The organism is Janibacter indicus (assembly GCF_900176385.1).
In the GTDB taxonomy this organism is placed as follows: domain Bacteria; phylum Actinomycetota; class Actinomycetes; order Actinomycetales; family Dermatophilaceae; genus Janibacter; species Janibacter indicus.
In genome coordinates this window covers 165,446-185,896 of the sequence record NZ_FWXN01000001.1, presented here as the reverse complement: position 1 = coordinate 185,896, position 20,451 = coordinate 165,446, and the positions used below count along the sequence as shown (strand labels likewise).

Genomic DNA, 20,451 nt, shown 5'->3' with positions numbered 1-20,451 from the left:
CTGCCCCTTCGCAAGAGTTTGAAACTCTTGCGAAGGGGCAGTTTCCCTTGCTCAGTGACCCCGGGGTCAGCGCACGGGCACGCCGGCGCGCATCAGGCCGTAGGTGATGCCGTCGACGAGCGCCTGCCACGAGGCCTCGACGATGTTGGGCGCGACCCCGACGGTCGTCCACGACGTGTGCTCGTCGCTGTGCTCGATGAGCACACGGGTCGTCGCGTCGGTGCCGTGGGCGGCGTCGAGGATGCGCACCTTGTAGTCGATGAGCTCGATCTGCTCGACCTCCGGGTAGACGGTGACGAGGGCCTGCCGCAGGCCCTGGTCGAGAGCGTTGACCGGGCCATTGCCCTCCCCCGTCGCGACGAGCCGCTGCCCGCCGGCGACCGCCTTGACCGTCGCCTCCGAGAGGGCGTCGTCACCGCCGCGGGCGTCGATCATGATCCGCCAGGACTCGACCTGCGCGTACTCCAGCGCCTCCTCCTGCAGCTCGCGCCGCAGCAGCAGCTCGAAGCTCGCGTCGGCCGCGTCGAAGGTGTAGCCCCGCTGCTCGAGCTCCTTGACCTTGGCCAGCACGCGGGTCAGGGCCGCGTCGTCGCCAGCGAGGTCGACGCCGAACTCGCGGCTCTTCAGCTCCACCGTGGCCCGCCCGGCCATGTCGGAGACGAGCATGCGCATGTCGTTGCCGACATCCTTGGGCTCGATGTGCTGGTAGAGGTCGGGGTCGACCTTGATCGCGCTCGCGTGCAGCCCGGCCTTGTGCGCGAAGGCCCCCGAGCCGACATAGGGCTGTCGGGAAAAGTGCGGGAAGTTGGTCACCTCGCTCACCGCGTGGGCGATCCGCGTGGCGTCCTGCAGCCGGTAGGGCTCGACGAGATCCATGCCGAGCTTGAGCTGGAGGTTGGCGACGACGGTGATGAGGTCGGCATTGCCGGTGCGCTCGCCGTAGGCGTTGACCGTGCCCTGCACGTGGTCGGCGCCGGCCTCGACGGCCGCCATCGTGTTGGCGACGGCGCACCCGGTGTCGTTGTGGCAGTGGATGCCCAGCCGCGCACCGGTCGCCTCGCGCACGTCGGCGACAGCGTCGCGCACCTGTCCGGGCAGCATGCCGCCGTTGGTGTCGCACAGCGCGATGACCTCGGCGCCGGCCTCGTGGGCGGCGCGCACGCAGGCGAGGGCGTAGTCGCGGTCGAGCTGGTAGCCGTCGAAGAAGTGCTCGCCGTCGACCATGACCGTGTGCCCCTGCGACCGCAGGTGGGCGACGGTGTCGGTGATCATCGCCAGGTTTTCCTCGCGAGTCGTGCGCAGCGCGCGCTCGACGTGGCCGGGGTGCATCTTCGCCACGAGGGTGATGACCTCGGCGCCGGAGTCGAGCAGCGCCTGCACCTGCGGGTCACTGGCGGCGAAGCCGCCGGCCTTGCGCGTCGCGCCGAAGGCGACGAGCGTCGCGCAGCGCAGCTCCAACTCGGTGCGGGCCCGGCGGAAGAACTCGGTGTCGTTGGGGTTGGCCCCGGGCCAGCCCCCTTCGATGTGGGTCACGCCCAGCTCGTCGAGGTGACGGGCGATGGTCAGCTTGTCCCCGACGGAGAGGTTGATCCCCTCCTGCTGGGCGCCGTCGCGCATCGTCGTGTCGTAGACGTGGAAGCCGTGCATGTGGATCTCTCGCTTCGGACGAAGGGAGGCGAGCTCGCCTCCTCGAGGGAGTGTGACACCTGCTCGTCGCGCCCGTCCGTGGCGGGGGTGATGCTCCGGACCCGTCCGCTTGTCTCGTCCCCTGCCCGAGAAAAGCGAAAGACCCCCCGGGTGTGGGAGGTCCGCGCGACGAGCAGGTGGCTCGTCGCGCCTAGATAATGAGCTCGGCTGCGGTGGCAGCTCGGGTCGTCATCTGGGGCATCACCCGACCACCATGGCACCTGCGCACCCCCACCGCCTCCCACGTCCGCATCATGGGACCGGCGCGAAGGGGGCCACCCCCGACCCCGTCAGGCGAGGTGGGAGAGAAGCCCTTCGAGCACCTGCGCGACGCCGTCGTCGTCGTTGGCCGGGGCGCGGTCGGTGGCGGCCGCCAGGACCTCGCCGTGTGCGTTGGCCACGGCGAAGGACCGCCCCGCCCAGGTGAGCATCGGCAGGTCGTTGGGCATGTCGCCGAAGGCCCACACCTCCCCCGCGTCGATCCCGAGCTCGGCGCACCAGCCGGCGAGCGCGGCGGCCTTGGTGACCCCCTTCGCCGAGATCTCGGCCAGCCCGCCGGCACCGCTGAAGGCGACGACCGCGCGGTCGCCGACGATCTCGGTGACCGCGGTGATGAACTCGTCGTCGGTCAGGTGGGGGTTGCGGGCGAGCAGCTTGCCGACGAGCGCGTCGTCGAGCCGCTCGATGGCCGGGGTCGTCACGAGGTCTTCGGGGTGGTCGTGGATCGCGGCAAACATGCTCTCCGCGGCCAGCCCCGTGTGCCGCTCGGCGGCGAAACCCGTGCCGGGCAACTGGTCGCGCAGGTCGAGCACGATCTCGGTGACGACCTCGCGCGGGATGGCGCGCACGCCGAAGACCCGCCGCTCGGCGACGTCGTAGCGGAAGGCACCGTTGCCGCAGATCGCGACCCCGCGCGTGCCGACGACGTGCGCCAGCTCGTCGAGCCAGCGCGGGGGGCGCGCGGTGACGAGGACCGTCTCGAGACCTGCGTCGGCGACGGCACGAAGGGCGTCGATCGAGCGGGGCGAGACGGTCCCGTCACTGCGCAGGAGGGTGCCGTCGAGGTCGGTGGCGATGAGCCGAGGAGTCACTCCGGTGCGAAGGGCGGTCAGACGAGGCGGGTCATCCAGCCACGGGTGTCCTCGGCGACGCCGTACTGGATGTCGAGCAGACTCTGGCGGATCGTGCGGGTGATCTCGCCTCCGCCCTCGCCGCCGGTGGACGGGGCCGAGCCGCCCGCCCAGCGCAGCTCGCCGACCGGCGTGACGACGGCGGCGGTGCCGCAGGCGAAGACCTCGGTGATCTCGCCGGAGGCGACGCCCTCCTTCCACCAGTCGATCTCGATGCGCGACTCCTCGGGGGTGAGGCCGAGGTCGGGCGCGAGCTCGAGGATCGAGTCGCGGGTGACGCCCTCGAGGATCGAGCCGGTGAGCGCCGGGGTGCGCAGGCGGCCGTCCTTGGTGACGAAGAAGAGGTTCATCCCGCCGAGCTCCTCGATGTAGGTGTGCGTCGAGGAGTCGAGGAAGACGGCCTGGTCGCAGCCCTGGGCCTGACCCTCGAGCTGGCCGGCGAGCGAGGAGGCGTAGTTGCCGCCGCACTTGGCGTCGCCGGTGCCGCCCTCGCCGGCGCGGGCGTAGTCCTGGCTGACCCAGAGGTTGACCGGCTTGAGTCCGCCGGAGAAGTAGGCACCGGCCGGGCTGGCGATGACCGAGAAGGTCACCTCGTTGGCCGGGCGCACCCCGAGGAAGGCCTCGGAGGCGAACATGAAGGGCCGCAGGTAGAGGCTGGTCTCACCGGTGCCGTAGGCGGGCACCCAGGGCTCGTCGGCCTGGACGAGCGCGCGGATCGCCCCGACGAAGTCCTCCTCCGGCAGCACCGGCAGCGCGAGCCGCTCGCAGCTGCGGGCCATGCGCGCCGCGTTGCGGTCGGGGCGGAAGGTCCACACCGAGCCGTCCTCGTGGCGGTAGGCCTTCATCCCTTCGAAGACCTCCTGCGCGTAGTGCAGGACGGCCGCGGCCGGGCTGAGCTGCAGCGGCCCGAAGGCGCGCACCTGCCCGTCGTGCCAGCCCTCCCCCTTCGTCCACGTGGCGAGGGCCATGTGGTCGGTGAAGGTCGACCCGAAGCCGGGGTCGGCCAGGACGGCCTCGCGGTCGGCATCAGGAAGGGGGGCGTCGCTGCGGGTGGTGGTGAAGGTCAGCTCGGCGGTCATCTGGGGTACGTCTCCTCGGGGGTGCGGGTCTGCTCGCAGGGTAGTCCCACCATGTGGGACACGTCATACGCGGGCAGCGATCGCATCCCCGATCTGGCTCGTGGAGCGCTCCCCCGCGCGCTCGGCGAGGTCGGCGGCGACGGCCGCCTCGACCCGGGTCGCCTGCTCGGCGAGACCGAGGTGGTCGAGCAGCATCGCCGCGGAGAGGATCGCGGCGGTCGGGTCGGCCTTGCCCTGACCGGCGATGTCGGGCGCGGAGCCGTGGACCGGCTCGAACATGCTCGGGGCCTCGCGGGTGGGGTTGATGTTGCCGCTCGCGGCCAGGCCGATACCGCCGGCGACGGCCGCGGCGATGTCGGTGATGATGTCGCCGAAGAGGTTGTCGGTGACGATGACGTCGAAGCGCGCCGGGTCGGTCGCGAGGAAGATCGTCGCCGCGTCGACGTGCTGGTAGGCGGTCTCGACGTCGGGGAACTCCGCGCCGACCTCCTCGACGGTGCGACGCCACAGGTGGCCGGCGTGGGTGAGCACGTTGTGCTTGTGGACCAGGGTCAGGTGCTTGCGCGGGCGGGCCTGGGCGCGGGCGAAGGCGTCACGCACGACCCGCTCGATGCCGAAGCGCGTGTTGACGCTCACCTCGGTCGCGACCTCGTGCGGGGTGCCGACGCGCAGCGCGCCGCCGTTGCCGACGTAGGGCCCCTCGGTCCCCTCACGGACGACGACGAAGTCGAGGCCCTTGCTCGTCACGTGCTCGGCGAGCGGGCTGGTGACGCCGGGGAAGAGCTTGGCCGGGCGCAGGTTGACGTAGTGGTCGAGCGCAAAGCGAAGGGGGAGCAGCACGCCCCGCTCGAGGACGCCGGAAGGCACGGTCGGGTCGCCGATGGCGCCGAGGAGGATGCCGTCGTGGCCGCGCAGCTCCTCGACGACCGAGTCCGGCAGTTTCTCGCCGGTGCGGTGCCAGCGGGCCGCGCCGAGGTCGTACTCGGTCGTCGTGACGGAGACGTCGGAGCCGAGCGCCCCGAGGACCTTGAGCCCCTCGGCCACCACCTCGGGGCCGATCCCGTCGCCGCCGATGACGGCGATGTCGAAGCTGGTCTGCGCTGCGTCGGTGCTCATGGGCTCAGGCTAGGCGCGCGTCCCGACATGTGAAATCTGCGTCCCGACATGTGGTCGCCCTCGGCGACCACTCCCTGCCTGTGTGGCGCCTCCGGACGGAAGGGGCGAGGTCAGTCGACCTTGCGGGCAGCGCCCTTGTCGGCGGACTGGGCGAACTTCGCGAAGATCTTCAGGGCCGGCGAGACGTGGCGCTCACGGGGGGCGGCGGGGGCCCACCCCTTCGCGTCCTGCTCGGTGCGGCGACGGGCGAGCTCCTCGTCGTCGACGAGCAGGTTGACCCGGCGGCCGGGGATGTCGAACTCGATGACGTCACCGTCGCGGACCAGGCCGATCGCCCCGCCGGAGGCGGCCTCCGGGGAGACGTGCCCGATCGACAGGCCGGACGAACCACCGGAGAAGCGGCCATCGGTGATCAGGGCGCACTTCGGGCCCAGACCCGTGCCCTTGAGGTAGGAGGTCGGGTAGAGCATCTCCTGCATGCCGGGACCGCCCTTGGGGCCCTCGTAGCGGATGACGACGACCTCGCCCTCCTGCACCTGCTTGGACAGGATCATCTCGACCGCGGCCTCCTGCGACTCGGCGACGCGGGCCGGGCCGGAGAAGTTCCACTGGTGCTCGGGCACGCCGGCGGTCTTGACGATGCAGCCGTCCGGGGCGAGGTTGCCGTGGAGGACGGCCAGGCCCCCTTCGCTCGTGTAGGCGTGCTCGACGGAGCGGATGCACCCGTCGGCACTGTCGGTGTCGAGGCTCGCCCACCGGTTGGTCGAGGAGAAGGCCTGCGTCGTCCGCACGCCACCGGGCGCGGCGTGGAAGAGCTCGGTGGCCTTGCTCGTGGTGGCGCCGGAGCGGATGTCCCAGTCGGACAGCCAGGTCTCGAGGTCGGGGCTGTGCACGGATCGGACGCTCGCGTCGAGCATGCCGCCGCGGTGCAGCTCGCCGAGGATCGCGGGGATGCCGCCGGCGCGGTGGACGTCCTCCATGTAGTAGTCGCCGCTGTTGGGCGCCACCTTGACCAGGCAGGGCGTGACCCGCGAGAGCGCGTCGATGTCGCTCTGGTCGAAGTCGACGCCGGCCTCCTGGGCCGCGGCGAGCAGGTGGAGGATCGTGTTGGTCGAGCCGCCCATGGCGATGTCGAGTCGCATCGCATTGGCGAAGGCGGGCTTGGTCGCGATCGAGCGCGGCAGCACCGACTCGTCGTCGCCGTCGTAGTAGTCGCGGCATAGGTCGACGACCAGCTTGCCGGCGTCGAGGAAGAGGTCGCGGCGGGCCGAGGCGGTCGCGAGCGTCGAGCCGTTGCCGGGCAGGGAGAGGCCGAGCGCCTCGGTGAGGCAGTTCATCGAGTTGGCGGTGAACATGCCCGAGCAGGACCCGCACGTCGGGCAGGCGGACTGCTCGATCGCGGTGATCTCGTCGTCGCTGACGTTGTCGTCGACGGCCTTGACCATCGCGTCGACGAGGTCGAGCCGCGTGTAGGTCTCGCCGTCGTCACCGATGATCGCCTTGCCGGCCTCCATCGGGCCGCCGGAGACGAAGACGGTCGGGATGTTCAGCCGCAGCGCGGCCAGGAGCATGCCGGGCGTGATCTTGTCGCAGTTGGAGATGCACACGAGGGCGTCGGCGCAGTGCGCGTTGACCATGTACTCGATGGAGTCGGCGATGACCTCGCGGCTCGGCAGCGAGTAGAGCATGCCGTCGTGGCCCATCGCGATGCCGTCGTCGACGGCGATGGTGTTGAACTCCTTGCCCACTCCCCCGGCCTCCTCGACGGCGCCGGCGACGAGCTGACCCATGTCCTTGAGGTGCACGTGCCCGGGGACGAACTGGGTGAAGGAGTTGGCGATCGCGACGATCGGCTTGCCGAAGTCCCCCTCGCCCATGCCGGTCGCGCGCCAGAGCGCGCGAGCACCGGCCATGTTGCGTCCGTGGGTGGTCGTGCGGGATCGAAGCTGCGGCATGGGATCCACGGTATGCCGCCGGTCCGGAGGTTGATACCGCGTCTCACATGCAGACCGCCCCACGTTCGTCGAGGTGCGAGCTTGCGAGCCTCGAGACGCAGGGCGGTCGGTCGTGATGGGTGGTGGCTGCGCTCACTCACCGCTGTCGCGGCGGTCCAGGCTCTCCTGGAGGGCGCGGCGCGCCTCGGCGGCCTCGTCGCTCATGACGGCTCCTCGTGATCGTGCGGTAACTCGGGTGGGCACGACGTGGGTGGGGGTGCCGGTGGTGCGAAGGGGGCGTGGCCGGGTGTGGCTGCCGATCGAGCGACGGTACGCCGCTCCCCTCCCGCCACGGAATGCCCCGTCCGCTCCGTGGACCACCGTCTCGAAAAATCGGAGGCGCGGTGTCGGTGAGCGGACATAGCCTTGAGCGGCCATGACGCAGACCCTCGAGCGGACCGCCCCGCCGCACCCCACCACCACCGCGCCGACCCCGCCGGAGCGCACCGTCGACTGGCGTCGGATGCGCTCGCCCGCGGCCGCGGCGGCCCTGGTGTGCTCGGCCGTGGCCGCGGTCTCGCTCACCCTCGGCACGCTCGTCGTCGGCCGGCTCGCCGAGACCCCGACGACCGCTCTCGTCCAGGTCCTCGCCGTCCTCGTCATCGGGGGCGCCCTCGTCGACAACCTCGGCAAGGTCGTGTGGGTCGGGCTGTCCGACCGGGCCGAGGGCGTGCTGCGCGACGACCTGCTCGACGCGGCGCTCGCCCAGCCCGTCGCGACGCTCTCCGAGCAGGCGGCCGGCGAGATCCTCGACCGCGTCGACGACGACACCCACGAGGTCGGCAACCTCATGCGGTGGCAGGTGTGGATGTTCGCCCGCACCGCCTTCTCCGTGATCCCGATGTGGGTCGTCGCCGGCGTGACGTGGTGGCCGGCGTGGCTGCTCTTCCCGCTGCTCGCGCTCGTCACCGGGCTCGCCGTGCGCCCGCTGCTCGGCGAGATCTCCCGCCGCAAGGTCATCGAGGAGATGGCCTGGACCGACCACGCGAGCGCGCTCGAGGAGGGCATCGCCGGACGTGACGACCTGCGCACCAGCCTGGGTCAGGCCCACATGGTCCAGCGCCTGGCGACGATCACCGCGCGGGTGCATGCCCGCTTCGCCGACGTGCTCGTGCTCGAGAGTCGGCTCGCGCGTCGGGCCGGGCTCCTGCTCCACACGCTCCTGGCGGGCATCGGCGTCACGGGCATCGCCCTCGCCGTCGACGGCTCGCTCTCGGTGGGCTCGCTCGTCACCCTCTTCATCGTCACCTCGACCTTCGTCGGCCTGATCAACCAGCTCTCGCACCAGCTGCCCGACCTGCAGGCCGGGCTCGGTGCCGTGATCCGCCTGCGCCAGATGCTGGCCGTCGAGCCGGAGCCGAAGGGGGGCACCCCCGTCCCCGCGGGCGCCCAGCTGGCCGTCGAGGTGCGCGGGCTCGACTTCTCCTACGCCGAGGGCAGCTTTGCGCTGCGCGACGTGACCTTCAGCGTCCCCGCCGGCGAGACGGTCGCCCTCGTCGGGCGCACCGGGTCCGGCAAGTCGACGCTCGCCTCCTTCATCTCGCGCGCCGTCGAGCCCCCGCGCGGCAGCGTCTTCGTCGGCGGGGTCGACGTGCGCGAGATCGACCTGCAGCTGCTGCGCACCGATGTCGGCGTCGTCACCCAGCGCACCGAGATCATCGCCGGCACGCTGGCCGACAACATCGCCCTCTTCGACGACACCCCACGCGACGACGTCGAGTCCGCCGTGCGCGAGCTCGGGCTCGGCGAGTGGGTCGAGGGTCTGCCCGACGGACTCGACACCCTCCTCGGCCCCGGCGGCACGACGCTGTCCTCGGGCGAGGAGCAGCTCGTCGCCTTCGCCCGGCTGCTCGTGCGCGACGTGCGCGTCGTCGTCCTCGACGAGGCGACCGCCCGCATGGACCCGCTCACCGAGCGCCGGGTCGTCTCGGCCGCCGACCGTCTGCTCGTCGGCCGCACCGGGGTCCTCATCGCCCACCGGCTCAACACCATCGAGCGGGCCCCGCACGTCGTCGTGCTCGACCACGGTCAGGTCATCCAGCAGGGCCGCCGGACCGTGCTCGCCCAAGAGCCCGGCCCCTTCCGCAGCCTCCTGCTCGACAGCCGGGCCGAGGCCGACCTGGCGTCGGCGGCACCGGGCGAGCAGCCCCCTTCGTTCGTCGATGTCGACCACGCCGACCTCGACCCGGTCGGCGGTCGACGCCGCACGACCACTCCCCCCGAGGCGGTCGAGATCGGCAGCGGACCCTCGCTGGCCCGCGGCATCGCCCACGCCCTGTCGGTCAAGCCGACGTGGGGCATCGCCGGCGCCCTGTGCTTCCTCTTCATGTCGGTGCTCGGCGCGCAGGGCGCGATCACCGGTCTCGTGTGGGGCACCGTCGTCGAGGACCTCCAGACGGGTCGCACCCCGACCCTGCTCGGCGCGGTCCTCGTGGTCTGCCTGCTCGTCGTGCCCTTCCTCAGCGCCTCGGCCTTCTACCGCTACCCGCGCTGGTGGATCGAGGTCATGCTGCGCACCCGCATGGCCGTGCTCGTCGGGCAGACCCGCGCCGAGCGACTGCCGCGCACGCCTCCCGGTGAGGTCGTCGCCCGGTCGATGGACGCCGACCGCTACGCGCGCTACGCCGACCGGTGGGTCGACTTCATCAACGGCCTGATCATCGCCGCGCTCACCGCGGTGCTCGCCGGCACCTGGGTCGCCGGCGCCGTCCTGCTCACGGTGATGGCGACCTCGGCCGGCGCGGCGACCTTCGGTCGACCGATCGCCGGGCGCTCGGCCGCGGCGGCGTCGGCTGCTCGGGCACGTTTCGGTCGGGCGGTCGTCTCCGCCCTCGAGTCGGTGCGCACGATCAAGCTCGCGGCGGCGACCCCCTTCGTCCGCCGGCGCCTGCGTGAGGTCGACGGCGGCCGCGTCGAGGCAGCCGTGCGCGAGCACCGCGTCCAGGCCGTGCTCGACGCCGTCCCGCTCGTCATGGTCCAGTGCGGCGTCGTCGTCACGTGGTGGATCCACGTCGCGGGCGGATGGGGCCTGGGCACCGCCATCCTCGTCTCGGGGGCGGTCATGGGCTTCGACTGGTTCGGCCGCGTCGCGAGCATGGTCGTCACCGAGGCACCCGGCACCCGGGCGTGGCAGGCAGAGACCGCGCGCTTCGCCGGCGGGGTCGACCTGATGGACCTGCCCGAGGGGGTCGACCTCGTCGACGGCAGCGCTCCCGCTCCCGTCGAGGGCGGGCGCGAGCCCCTCCAGCGACTCGACCTGCGCGATGTCAGCGTCGTCCATGACGACGGCACCGTCGGTGCGAGCGACATCAACCTGAGCGTCGAGCGCGGCGAGCTCGTCCTGCTCGTCGGGCAGGTCGGGTCCGGCAAGTCGAGCCTGCTCGCGGCCCTCGCCGGGCTCGTCGACCACCGCGGTGCCCTGCTGTGGAACGGCTCCCCCGTCACCGACGCGCAGCGCACCCTGCGCCCCGGCCGAGTCGCCCACGTCGCCCAGGTACCGCGGGTGCTCTCGGGGACCTTCACCGACAACGTCCGGCTCGGGCACGAGCGGCCCTTCGACGAGCCGGTCGCGCTGGCGCGGCTGAGCGAGGACGTCGCCGCCGCCGGCGGTCCCGACTCGCTCGTCGGTCACCGCGGTGTGCGCCTGTCGGGCGGTCAGGTCCAGCGTCTCGCCCTGGCCCGGGCGCTGGCCACCGAGGCCGAGCTGCTCCTCGCCGACGACGTCTCCTCGGCGCTCGACGCGACGACCGAGATCGCCCTGTGGCGCGGTCTGCGCGACCGCGGCGCCACGGTCATCGGCGCGACGTCCAAGCGCGCCGCGCTCGAGCAGGCCGACCGGGTCGTCGTCCTCGTCGGCGGTCGGGCCGCCGCCGTCGGGCCCTGGGCCGAGCTCTCCCCCACGTGGGGCCACCTGGCGGGCTGACCGACCTCGCGAAGCCCGGTCCACGCACGGCGGTCCTGCTCCACCACACGGGTCAGCACCGCCGGGGCCGCCGACGGCGGGGCCTCCCGCGCACTACGGCCCTGCTCCACCACGCGGGTCACGGTGACCCGCCTCGTGGAGCAGGGGCGTAGTCACCACCATCGCCCCCTGCGGTCATCGCGCTGCCGGACCTGACCCACCACGTGGGCCCGGTGACCCGCCTCCTGGAGCAGGGCCGGGGCACGACGAAGGGGGCGCCCCGGCTGGTGAGCCGGTGGGCGCCCCCGTCGGGGACCGTCCGCGGGGTGACCGCGTCGGGGGTCAGGTGGTGGATCAGCGAGCGGCTGAGCCCTCGGTGTAGTCGTCGTCCCCGGACTGCCACGCGAAGTGCGCCCGCAGCGCCTTGCCCGTCGCCTCGATCGGGTGACCGGCCTCCTGCTCGCGCAGCTGCTGGAACTCGGTGGCGCCCTTGTCCTGGTCCTCGATGAAGCGCTTGGCGAAGGAGCCGTCCTGGATGTCGGCGAGGATGCCCTTCATCGACTCCTTGACCTTGGCGTCGACGACCCGCGGGCCGGAGACGTAGTCGCCGTACTCGGCGGTGTCGGAGATCGACCAGCGCTGCTTGGCGATGCCGCCCTCCCACATGAGGTCGACGATGAGCTTGAGCTCGTGGAGCACCTCGAAGTAGGCGATCTCCGGCTGGTAGCCCGCCTCGGTCAGCGTCTCGAAGCCCGCCTGGACGAGGTGCGACATGCCACCGCACAGGACGGCCTGCTCGCCGAAGAGGTCGGTCTCGGTCTCCTCGGTGAAGGTCGTCTTGATGACGCCGGCGCGGGTACCACCGATGCCCTTGGCGTAGGAGGCAGCAATGTCCCAGGCCTTGCCCGAGGCGTCCTGCTCGACGGCGATGATGTCCGGGATGCCGCGGCCGTCGACGAACTCGCGACGCACGGTGTGGCCCGGCGCCTTGGGCGCGACGAGGATGACGTCGACGCCGTCGGGCGCCTGGATGTAGCCGAAGCGGACGTTGAAGCCGTGACCGAAGACGAGGACGTCGCCGTCCTTCAGCTCCGGCGCGATGTCGTCGGCGTAGAGGTGACGCTGGACCTGGTCGGGGGCGAGGATGACGATGACGTCGGCCTCGGCGGCGGCCTCGCGCGGCGTGAGGACCTTCAGCCCCTCGGCCTCGGCCTTGGCCCGGCTCTTGCTGCCCTCCTTGAGGCCGACGCGCACGTCGACGCCGCTGTCGCGCAGGTTGAGCGCGTGTGCGTGGCCCTGCGAGCCATAGCCGATGACGGCAACCTTGCGGCCCTGGATGATGGACAGGTCGGCGTCGTCGTCGTAGATCAGTTCGGCGGCCATGGGGCACTTCTCCTTGTGTCGTGGTGGTGCAGTCGGGGGTGGTCGTCATCGTCTCCCGTCTCCTCGGACGGGGACGAAGGGGGGGTCAGTGTCGGGAGCGGTCGGTGATGGAGCGGGGGCCGCGGCCGATGGCCACGACGCCGGACTGGACGAGCTCCTTGATGCCGTAGGGCTCGAGGATCTCGAGCATCGCGGCGATCTTGTCGGAGTTGCCGTAGACCTGCAGGGTCATCGCGTCGGTCGTCGTGTCGACGATCTTGGCCTTGAACATCTGCGCGGTCTCGAGGATGCCGCTGCGGTTGCTCGCCTCGGCGCGGACCTTGACCAGGACGATCTGGCTGGTCACCGACGCGAGCGGGTCGAGCTCGACGACCTTGAGCACCTCGACGAGCTTGTTGAGCTGCTTGGTCACCTGCTCCAGCGGCAGGTCCTCGACGTCGACGACGACGGTCATCCGCGAGATCTCGTCGTGCTCGGTCGGGCCGACGGCCAGCGAGTCGATGTTGAACCCGCGCCGGGAGAAGAGCGCCGAGATCCGGGCGAGGACGCCGGGCTTGTTCTCGACGAGGACGGACAGGGTGTGCTTGGTGCTCACGGTGGCGCTACCTCACTTGCCGTCGTGGTCGGCGTCGGTGGACTGCTCGATCGCCTCGGACTCCTCGCGGTCCCACTCGGGGGCGGCGTCGCGGGCGATCTGGATGGCGTCGTTGCTCACGCCGGCGGGGACCATCGGCCACACCATGGCGTCGCGCTCGACGACGAAGTCGATGATCACGGGGCGGTCGTTGATCGCCATCGCCTGCTCGATCGTCGCGTCGAGGTCCTCGGGACGCTCGCAGCGCAGCCCGACGCACCCGTAGGCGTCGGCGAGCTTGACGAAGTCGGGGATCCGGCTGCCGACCGAGGTGTGCAGGTCGGTGTTGGAGTAGCGCTCGTTGTAGAAGAGCGACTGCCACTGCCGGACCATGCCCAGGCTGGAGTTGTTGATGACCGCGACCTTGATCGGGATGTCGTTGATGACGCAGGTCGCGAGCTCCTGGTTGGTCATCTGGAAGCACCCGTCGCCGTCGATGGCCCACACGACCCTGTCGGGCTCGCCGACCTTGGCTCCCATGGCGGCCGGCACGGAGTAGCCCATCGTGCCGGCGCCGCCGGAGTTGAGCCAGGCATTGGGGCGCTCGTAGCCGATGAACTGCGCCGCCCACATCTGGTGCTGGCCGACGCCGGCGGCGTAGATCGCCTCGGGGCCGGCGATCGCGCCGAGCCGCTCGATGACCTGCTGGGGCATGAGGGCACCCTCGCCGTGCGAGGTGTACCCGACCGGGTAGTCCTGCGACCACCGCGTCGTCGTCGCCGACCAGTCGCGGTAGAGGTCGGGGCCGATGCTGGCGGCCTCCCCTTCGCCCGCCTCGATCGCGGCGATGAGCTCGCCGATGATCGCCTTGGCGTCACCGACGATCGGCACGTCGGCCACGCGGTTCTTGGAGATCTCGGCCGGGTCGATGTCGGCGTGGATGACCTTGGCCCCGGGGGCGAAGGACGACAGCTGGCCGGTGACGCGATCGTCGAAGCGGGCGCCGAGGGCGATGAGCAGGTCGCTGCGCTGCAGACCGGTGACCGCGGCGACGGAGCCGTGCATGCCGGGCATGCCCAGGTGCAGCGGGTGCCCGTCGGGGAAGGCACCGCGGGCCATGAGCGTCGTGACGACCGGGATGCCGGTCAGCTCGGCAAGCCGTCGCAGCTCCTCCGCGGCGCCGGCGCGGATGACGCCGCCGCCGACGTAGAGGACCGGCTGACGGCTGCCGGCCATGAGGCGCACGGCCTCACGGATCTGCTTTGCGTGCGGACGCGTCACCGGGTGGTAGCCCGGCAGGGCGATCTGCGGCGGCCACGCGAAGGTGGTGGTGGCCTGCAGCGCGTCCTTGGAGATGTCGACGAGGACGGGGCCGGGTCGGCCGGTGCTCGCGATGTGGAAGGCCTCGGCGATGACCCGCGGGATCTCCGCGGCGTCGGTCACGAGGTAGTTGTGCTTGGTGATCGGCATGGTGATGCCGCGGATGTCCGCCTCCTGGAAGGCGTCGGTCCCGATCGAGCTCGAGGCGACCTGCCCGGTGATCGCGACGATCGGGACCGAGTCCATGTGGGCGTCGGCGATGGCCGTGACGAGGTTGGTGGCGCCCGGCCCGGAGGTCGCCATGCACACGCCGACCTTGCCGGTCGCGGAGGCATAGCCCTCGGCGGCGTGACCGGCGCCCTGCTCGTGCCGCACGAGGATGTGACGCACCTTGACCGAGTCCATCAGCGGGTCGTAGGCGGGCAGGATCGCGCCACCGGGGATCCCGAAGACGACCTCGGCACCGACGCTCTCGAGCGAGAGGACGAGGCTCTGCGCTCCGGTCACCTGCTCTGGGGTCGGTCGGGCCTCCGCCCGGCGCGCCAGCGCTGCCGGGGTCGGGGCGCTGCTGGTCGTGTCAGTCACCGTGTGTCCTTCGGTTTGCCGTGCCATCCGTCCTGCTCCTCACATCTTCTCCCGGCATGAAAAAGCCCTTCAGTCCTGGTCCGGACGTGAAGGGCGCGCGCTGCGTCGACGAACGGGTCGTCGCTCAGGCAGCGCGCCGGGGAAGTACGAGGAGGAGGGCCATGCGGACAACTCTCTCCCGCGGCAGCGAGCGTGTCAATGAATGAGACAACCGCGCCCACGATGTGGGACGCGGCCGTCGGGAGCCGGGCGGCGGCTCAGCAGGGACCGCCGAGCATCCCCAGCCCCCGGAGCACGTGGACGACCGCGAAGACGAGGAGCACCGCGCTGGCGCCGAAGAGCAGACCGCGCGTCGGGCGGGCAATCTTCGACCACGGGTTGTGGCGCGCGAAGGCCGTCTTGGCGACGGCCACCGCGCACGCGGCGACGGCCACGGCCGCGAGGAGCGCGAAGTAGTCCATGTAGGAACACTCGACGACGACGCCATTGACCCTGCTCGTGCGCGTGGACGACAGGTGGACCACGAATGCGGCGAGCGCGAAGGCCAGTCCGACCCAGAAGGGCTTCGGCAGCGCCTTGGGGTGGTTCGTCGTGGGCTGGGTGGGCGTCCCACCGTCGGTCGTGCTGGTCTGCTGGCTCACGGTTCCCCTTGTGTACGTGGCGGTTTCCGGTCTGATCCGATCCTGCCGCTGCGTCGCCGGACGCGCCATGGGGAGCGGTACCCACGACAACTCGGGTGACGACACGAGGGCGAAGGGAAGACGCTGGGCTCGCATGAGCACCGGCGCACTGGGTCTCTACGAGCACCTGGGGATGGAGGTCGTCTCGACCTTCCGTCATCTGACGCTGCCCCTGTGACTGGGCGCTCACCGACCGCCTGTCACACCCGCAGAGCGAGCGGTGTCTCCATGGTGAGCGGCCCGACCCGGGGCCGACGGACCCAGGAGACCACCGTGCCCAGCACCTTCCGCATCCCTCGCAACGACATGTCCTCCCCCTTCGGCCGTCTCGTCGTCGCGATCTGCCGACGCCTCTACGGCGAGGTGCCCGACAACGCCTACGTCCTGGCCCACGACCGCAAGGTGGCGTGGAGCGTCTTCGGCTTCGAGCGCAAGGTCGCCGGCTGGGACGCCCTCGACCCGCACCTGAAGTCCTACGCCGTCATGGCCTCCGCCGCGGTCATCGGCTGCTCGTGGTGCCTGGACTTCGGCTACTACGTCGCCCACGAGGACGGTCTCAACCTCGACAAGGTCCGGGAGGTGCCGCGCTGGCGCCAGTCCGACGTCTTCTCACCCCTGGAGCGCGAGGTCATGGGCTACGCCGAGGCGATGACCGCCACCCCGCCGACGGTCACCGACGAGATGTCGACGAGCCTGCGCGAGCAGCTCGGCACCCCTGCGCTCGTCGAGCTGACGATGATCATCGCGGTGGAGAACGAACGCTCCCGCTTCAACTGCGCCGCCGGCCTGGCCAGCCAGGGCTACTCCGACGTGTGCGAGCTGCCCCTCGCCGGCACGGGCACGGACATGGGACGGTGACCGGGTGAGCCTCCACCCCGGCACCGACGCGTGGGTGACCCACCGCAACCTGCTCTTCACCGTCGCCTACGAGATGCTCGGGTCAGCCGCCGACGCCGAGGACGTGCTTCAGGAGGTCTGGCTGCGCTGGTCCCGCGTGACCGACACGGTGCACGACCCCCGCGCCTACCTCGTGCGGATCACCACGCGCCTGTCGCTCAACGCCCTGCGGGCGCACAGCCGACGTCGCGAGGACTACGTCGGCCCGTGGCTGCCCGAGCCGCTGCTCACCACCCCCGACGTCGCCGAAGACGTCGAGCTGGCCGAGAGCGTCTCGACGGCGATGCTCCTCGTCCTCGAGACCCTCGGCCCGACGGAGCGGGCGGTCTTCGTCCTGCGCGAGGTCTTCGAGCTGCCCTACGACGAGATCGCCGAGGCGACCGCTCGCAGCCCTGCGGCCGTGCGGCAGATCGCGCACCGGGCGCGCGAGCACGTCGCGGCCCGTCGACCGCGCCGGGAGGTCACGGTCGCCGAGCAGCAGGCAGTGGTCGAGCGCTTCCTCGCGGCGGTCGCCGGCGACGACCTGCAACTGCTCGTCGACGTGCTCGACCCCGAGGTCGTGCTGCTCACCGACGGCGGCGGCGTCAAGCAGGCCGCCCTGCGCCCCATCGTCGGCGTGGACAAGGTCCTGCGCTTCCTCACCGGCGTCTATGTGGCGGCCACACGGGGTGCGCCGGTCCTCGTCAACGGCGCCCCCGCCCTTCGCCTGGAGCTCGACGGCGCGCTCGAGGCGATCGTCACCTTTGCCGTGACGCAGGGTCGGGTCACCGCGGCCTACATTGTGCGCAACCCGCACAAGCTGCTCGCCGTGGATCAGGAGACCGTGCTCACCAGGTGACCCGGGTACGGCGCGGGGCCGCCCCGACGGTGTCGGGACGGCCCTGCGTGCGGAGCGCGGTCTGTCAGTAGTAGCGCGTGGTGCAGACGTAGGCGCGGGTCTTGACCGTGCCGGCGGTCGAGCTGCCCATGGCGCGCTTCTTGGCCAGGCGGACCGTGGGCCACTTGTACTTGCCGTAGGCGCTGGCGTAGCGGACCGGGCGGCCCTTGCTGTCGTACTTGACGGCGACGGCGGCGCAGCCATTGCTCACCCACACGACGTTGCGGCAGTAGGACGAGTAGCTGTACTTCTTGCAGCGGGTCAGCGCCGCGCTCTTGGCGCTGGTGGCGGTCTTGGCATTGACCGAGGTGCCGACGGCGAGCGTGCGGCTGTTGAGGGCGATCGCACCGTAGTAGGTGCGGGCCGAGGCCGAGCTGTCAGCGGTCGGCGCTGCCTGGGCGGCAGGCACGGCAAGCGTGGCCGCGGTCATCGTCGTGGCGCCGATGACTGCAGCGCGACGGAGCACTGTCTTCATGTGTCTTCTCCCCTGGTGAGGTGGCGTCCCCTGTGGTCGCCGAGGGCAGTCTTGCGCATCGGTCCTCACCTGGGAAGGGGAGCTCTCCCCACTCAGGGTGTGCGGAAGTCGTCGAGCGCCGCGGCCCCGAAGTCGAGGTCGTCCCAGTGCCCCGAGAAGCGCAGCACGGCCGCAGCGGCCGGCGGGAACCCGCCGCTCAGTCGCTCGTGCGCCTCCTCGCTGCCCTCACCGTCGGCGAGCAGACTGGCCGCAGCCGGCAGCCCCGGCGCATGACCGACGACGAGCAGGATGCTCGCGTCGTTGGTCGAGCCCCGGATCACCGAGAGCACGTCGTCGGCGTCGGCGTTGTAGAGCCGGTGCTCGATCTGCACCTCAGCCTCCGGGCACCCGGCCGCGGCGAGCTCCTGCATCGTCTCGCGGGTGCGTAGCGAGGGCGAGCACATGACCTCGTCGCAGCCGAGCCCCTGCTCGCGCAGCCACCGACCGACGTCGGCGGCCTGGTTGCGCCCGTGCTCCGACAGGGGTCGCTCGCGGTCGTCCTGACCGGCACGGCCCGGCTCCGGGTCGGCGTGCCGCAGCAGGATCAGGGTCCGGTCCTCTGCTGACGTCGTCATAGAGCGAGTGTGGCCCGGAGCACACCGACGCGCCACCCCTGACGGGTCGGCGCGGCGACCTCTCACGGGAGCCGGATCGTCAGGAAATGGTCAGATCTGAAGTGCGGCGCAACCGGACTCGACGACGGCGGGCGGCTACAACGACTGGGCCACCTCGAGCCAGAGCGTCGCGGTGGGCAAGGCCGAGGGCTTCGCCGGCAACCGACACCAGGTGGTGCTCGACACCGTCAACGGCTACGTGACCAAGGGCAGCTACATCCGCTCCTACTACTGCCCGCCCGTGCTCGCCAAGAGCCGGACCTCGACCGCATCGCGGGTCGTGGCCCTCAACCTCAGCATCTACCGGATGTCCGAGGGTGGTCAGCCCTTCTGGGTCAAAGGCCACGTCAACGGCGCCCCGCTGCAGCCCGACCGCGACGATAGCTTCGGCCGCCTCTGACGGATTCGCGTCAGCGTCGCCGCCGAGCCGCCGGTCAACCCTCGTGCACGAGGTTGATCGGCGGCTCGCCCGCTGCGAGAGCGGTGAGCTGGCGACGCAGCAGCGCCACCGCGCGGGGGCGGAAGGCGTGGGTCATCCCACCGACGTGCGGGCTGATGATGACACCGGGTGCCGACCACAGGGAGTGCCCGGTCGGCAGCGGCTCGGGGTCGGTGACGTCGAGGGCGAAGCGCAGGCGGCCCGCGTGCCGCAGGGCGGCCTCGGTGTCGAGCGCCGGCCCACGGCCGACGTTGACCACGAGCGTGCCATCGGGCAGCGAGCTCAGCAGCTCCTCGCCCAAGACGTGGTGGGTGGCGTCGGAGCCCGGCAGCACCGAGACGATGATGTCGTGCTGCGGTGCCAGAGAGGCCAGCTCGTCGACCCCGTGCACCGTGTCGACGAGATCGTCGCCGGCGCGCGCCCGCGAGGCCACGGCCGTGACCGACACCTCGAAGGGCACGAGCCGCTCCACGATCGCCCGGCCCACGGAGCCGTAGCCGAGGAGCAGTACCCGCTTGTCGGCGAGGCCCGGGCGCACGTGGCGGGAGGTCCACTCCCCCTGCGCCTGGGCGCGCGCGAAGTCGTCGAACCCACGCTGCGAGGCGAGGACGAGGGTCAGGGCCAGCTCTGCGGTGGCCGCGTCGTGGACCCCCTTCGCGTTGGCGAGGGAGACCCCCTCCGGCAGGACCGGGAGCATGTTGTCGAAGCCGGCCGACAGCAGCTGCACGAGGCGCACCGACGGCTGCTCCGCGACGACGGCCACGCCCGTGGGCTTGGTCATGTACGGCGCGATGTAGACGTCGACCGACTCCTGCGGCGGAGCCTCCTGCGGGTCCCACACGACGGCCGTCACGCCGTCGATCGGGCCGACCTGGTCGCGCCAGGTGATGTCGGGGAAGGAGACGGTGACCATGCGCGTCATCGTAGGTGGACCGGATCCGGTGAGTACGGGTACCCATGGACGGCCCCCTCTCACGGTGGGTCCATGGAGGCAGGCGTGCGTCATCGGGGAAGCACGCCACCACGAGAGGACACCGCCATGCAGCGGACGCTCAGCGCCATCGCCACCACCGGACTCATGACCGCGGGGCTGGCCCTCGCCGGACCGGCGCAGGCCGCGCCGGCCGAGTACCCACCGACGAGCCACCACAAGGCCGCCCTGTCCGAGGTCGTCCTCGGCGGGGCCTGGACCGTGGAGTTCGGCTCGCCCATCAAGGGCAACCGCCACCAGGTGCGGCTGCGCACCGACAACGGCAAGGTCAGCGGATTCATCCGATCCTTCTACTGCCCGAGCGGCGCCACCGTCTCGCCGCGATGGGCCTCGTCCCGGTGCACGCACCGGCAGACGATCTACCTCAAGAACCAGGGCGGCAACAAGGTCGGCTGGGTCAGCTCGAGCGGCAACTCGGCCACCCAGAGGGGCTACCTCATGGGCACGAGCGGGTCGAGGTCGTGGCCCTTCGACGCCAGCTTCACGCTCTACGCCACCGAGCCACCGACCGACGACGGCGACGGGACCTTCTACTCCTGGTGGCGCGCCGCGCGGCCGCAGGGCAGCTTCGCCGGCAAGCCGATCCTCGCCGGGACGACCCGGTACGGCCAGATCTCCGGGTACGGCCCGGTCTGACCAGCACCATGACGAAGGGGGCGGTGCCGGATCGA

General features: G+C 71.5%; 18 protein-coding genes. 6 read left to right on the top strand and 12 right to left on the bottom strand.

Annotation, left to right across the window (positions count from 1 at the left end; genetic code table 11):
- Positions 1 to 66 precede the first annotated feature (66 nt).
- The 5 genes from cimA to ilvD all read right to left on the bottom strand — a co-directional run bounded on the left by cimA (position 67) and on the right by ilvD (position 6,966).
- Positions 67 to 1,647, bottom strand: a complete 1,581-nt coding sequence (cimA, locus tag B9B60_RS00855; protein WP_084449431.1) for a citramalate synthase — start codon at positions 1,645 to 1,647, stop codon at positions 67 to 69.
- Between the two features lie 329 nt (positions 1,648 to 1,976).
- Positions 1,977 to 2,777 (bottom strand): HAD family hydrolase, encoded by an 801-nt coding sequence (locus B9B60_RS00850; RefSeq protein WP_084449430.1) that lies wholly within the window; start codon positions 2,775 to 2,777, stop codon positions 1,977 to 1,979.
- A 17-nt stretch (positions 2,778 to 2,794) separates the two neighbouring features.
- Positions 2,795 to 3,895, bottom strand: a complete 1,101-nt coding sequence (locus B9B60_RS00845) for a branched-chain amino acid aminotransferase (protein ID WP_084449429.1) — start codon at positions 3,893 to 3,895, stop codon at positions 2,795 to 2,797.
- A gap of 63 nt (positions 3,896 to 3,958) precedes the next feature.
- Complete coding sequence (locus B9B60_RS00840; RefSeq protein ID WP_084449428.1) at positions 3,959 to 5,011, bottom strand: 3-isopropylmalate dehydrogenase; 1,053 nt, start codon at positions 5,009 to 5,011, stop codon at positions 3,959 to 3,961.
- 110 nt (positions 5,012 to 5,121) lie between these two features.
- Positions 5,122 to 6,966: a dihydroxy-acid dehydratase gene (gene ilvD, locus B9B60_RS00835; protein ID WP_084449427.1), complete on the bottom strand. Its 1,845-nt coding sequence runs from the start codon at positions 6,964 to 6,966 to the stop codon at positions 5,122 to 5,124.
- A 415-nt stretch (positions 6,967 to 7,381) separates the two neighbouring features.
- Here ilvD and B9B60_RS00830 point away from each other — a divergent pair, with 415 nt between their 5' ends.
- Entirely contained in the window at positions 7,382 to 10,927 is a 3,546-nt protein-coding gene (locus B9B60_RS00830) for an ATP-binding cassette domain-containing protein (RefSeq protein ID WP_084449426.1), read from the top strand.
- A gap of 333 nt (positions 10,928 to 11,260) precedes the next feature.
- On the opposite strand, the gene ilvC is transcribed toward B9B60_RS00830, so the two are convergent.
- The 4 genes from ilvC to B9B60_RS00810 all read right to left on the bottom strand — a co-directional run bounded on the left by ilvC (position 11,261) and on the right by B9B60_RS00810 (position 15,409).
- Positions 11,261 to 12,289 carry a ketol-acid reductoisomerase gene (gene ilvC / locus B9B60_RS00825; protein WP_072624070.1) on the bottom strand — a complete coding sequence of 343 codons (1,029 nt, stop codon included), beginning with the start codon at positions 12,287 to 12,289 and terminating at the stop codon, positions 11,261 to 11,263.
- Positions 12,290 to 12,374: 85 nt separating this feature from the next.
- Positions 12,375 to 12,884, bottom strand: coding sequence for an acetolactate synthase small subunit (gene ilvN, locus B9B60_RS00820; protein ID WP_072624069.1), 510 nt, complete (start codon positions 12,882 to 12,884; stop codon positions 12,375 to 12,377).
- A gap of 12 nt (positions 12,885 to 12,896) precedes the next feature.
- The gene (locus B9B60_RS00815) at positions 12,897 to 14,795 is read right to left on the bottom strand and encodes an acetolactate synthase large subunit (RefSeq protein ID WP_084449425.1); all 1,899 of its coding nucleotides are present in this window, start codon (positions 14,793 to 14,795) and stop codon (positions 12,897 to 12,899) included.
- 230 nt (positions 14,796 to 15,025) lie between these two features.
- Positions 15,026 to 15,409, bottom strand: coding sequence for a hypothetical protein (locus B9B60_RS00810; RefSeq protein ID WP_084449424.1), 384 nt, complete (start codon positions 15,407 to 15,409; stop codon positions 15,026 to 15,028).
- Positions 15,410 to 15,476: 67 nt separating this feature from the next.
- Between B9B60_RS00810 and B9B60_RS17085 the strand changes: the two genes are divergently transcribed.
- The 3 genes from B9B60_RS17085 to B9B60_RS00800 all read left to right on the top strand — a co-directional run bounded on the left by B9B60_RS17085 (position 15,477) and on the right by B9B60_RS00800 (position 17,183).
- Entirely contained in the window at positions 15,477 to 15,626 is a 150-nt protein-coding gene (locus B9B60_RS17085; protein ID WP_159451125.1) for a hypothetical protein, read from the top strand.
- Between the two features lie 95 nt (positions 15,627 to 15,721).
- The gene (locus tag B9B60_RS00805; protein ID WP_072626135.1) at positions 15,722 to 16,306 is read left to right on the top strand and encodes a carboxymuconolactone decarboxylase family protein; all 585 of its coding nucleotides are present in this window, start codon (positions 15,722 to 15,724) and stop codon (positions 16,304 to 16,306) included.
- A gap of 4 nt (positions 16,307 to 16,310) precedes the next feature.
- On the top strand, positions 16,311 to 17,183 hold the full coding sequence (locus B9B60_RS00800) for an RNA polymerase sigma-70 factor (protein ID WP_072624066.1): 873 nt from the start codon (positions 16,311 to 16,313) through the stop codon (positions 17,181 to 17,183).
- A 64-nt stretch (positions 17,184 to 17,247) separates the two neighbouring features.
- Here B9B60_RS00800 and B9B60_RS00795 read toward each other — a convergent pair whose 3' ends face one another.
- Complete coding sequence (locus tag B9B60_RS00795) at positions 17,248 to 17,697, bottom strand: DUF4189 domain-containing protein (RefSeq protein ID WP_072624065.1); 450 nt, start codon at positions 17,695 to 17,697, stop codon at positions 17,248 to 17,250.
- A 92-nt stretch (positions 17,698 to 17,789) separates the two neighbouring features.
- Positions 17,790 to 18,311 (bottom strand): SixA phosphatase family protein, encoded by a 522-nt coding sequence (locus B9B60_RS00790; protein WP_084449423.1) that lies wholly within the window; start codon positions 18,309 to 18,311, stop codon positions 17,790 to 17,792.
- A 172-nt stretch (positions 18,312 to 18,483) separates the two neighbouring features.
- On the opposite strand from B9B60_RS00790, the gene B9B60_RS00785 reads away from it, so the two are divergent.
- Positions 18,484 to 18,750 carry a hypothetical protein gene (locus tag B9B60_RS00785; RefSeq protein ID WP_072624063.1) on the top strand — a complete coding sequence of 89 codons (267 nt, stop codon included), beginning with the start codon at positions 18,484 to 18,486 and terminating at the stop codon, positions 18,748 to 18,750.
- 34 nt (positions 18,751 to 18,784) lie between these two features.
- On the opposite strand, the gene B9B60_RS00780 is transcribed toward B9B60_RS00785, so the two are convergent.
- Positions 18,785 to 19,702: a 2-hydroxyacid dehydrogenase gene (locus B9B60_RS00780; RefSeq protein ID WP_327078562.1), complete on the bottom strand. Its 918-nt coding sequence runs from the start codon at positions 19,700 to 19,702 to the stop codon at positions 18,785 to 18,787.
- 126 nt (positions 19,703 to 19,828) lie between these two features.
- On the opposite strand from B9B60_RS00780, the gene B9B60_RS00775 reads away from it, so the two are divergent.
- The gene (locus tag B9B60_RS00775; RefSeq protein ID WP_084449421.1) at positions 19,829 to 20,416 is read left to right on the top strand and encodes a hypothetical protein; all 588 of its coding nucleotides are present in this window, start codon (positions 19,829 to 19,831) and stop codon (positions 20,414 to 20,416) included.
- The last annotated feature ends 35 nt before the right edge of the window (positions 20,417 to 20,451 follow it).

Excerpts from the sequence above, each read along its gene's own strand:
- cimA (WP_084449431.1), bottom strand. The coding sequence starts at position 1,647 with ATGCACGGCTTCCACGTCTACGACACGACGATGCGCGACGGCGCCCAG.
- B9B60_RS00845 (WP_084449429.1), bottom strand. The coding sequence starts at position 3,895 with ATGACCGCCGAGCTGACCTTCACCACCACCCGCAGCGACGCCCCCCTT.
- B9B60_RS00840 (WP_084449428.1), bottom strand. The coding sequence starts at position 5,011 with ATGAGCACCGACGCAGCGCAGACCAGCTTCGACATCGCCGTCATCGGC.
- ilvD (WP_084449427.1), bottom strand. The coding sequence starts at position 6,966 with ATGCCGCAGCTTCGATCCCGCACGACCACCCACGGACGCAACATGGCC.
- B9B60_RS00830 (WP_084449426.1), top strand. The coding sequence starts at position 7,382 with ATGACGCAGACCCTCGAGCGGACCGCCCCGCCGCACCCCACCACCACC.
- ilvC (WP_072624070.1), bottom strand. The coding sequence starts at position 12,289 with ATGGCCGCCGAACTGATCTACGACGACGACGCCGACCTGTCCATCATC.
- B9B60_RS00815 (WP_084449425.1), bottom strand. The coding sequence starts at position 14,795 with ATGGCACGGCAAACCGAAGGACACACGGTGACTGACACGACCAGCAGC.
- B9B60_RS17085 (WP_159451125.1), top strand. The coding sequence starts at position 15,477 with ATGGGGAGCGGTACCCACGACAACTCGGGTGACGACACGAGGGCGAAG.
- B9B60_RS00795 (WP_072624065.1), bottom strand. The coding sequence starts at position 17,697 with ATGAAGACAGTGCTCCGTCGCGCTGCAGTCATCGGCGCCACGACGATG.
- B9B60_RS00790 (WP_084449423.1), bottom strand. The coding sequence starts at position 18,311 with ATGACGACGTCAGCAGAGGACCGGACCCTGATCCTGCTGCGGCACGCC.
- B9B60_RS00780 (WP_327078562.1), bottom strand. The coding sequence starts at position 19,702 with ATGGTCACCGTCTCCTTCCCCGACATCACCTGGCGCGACCAGGTCGGC.
- B9B60_RS00775 (WP_084449421.1), top strand. The coding sequence starts at position 19,829 with ATGCAGCGGACGCTCAGCGCCATCGCCACCACCGGACTCATGACCGCG.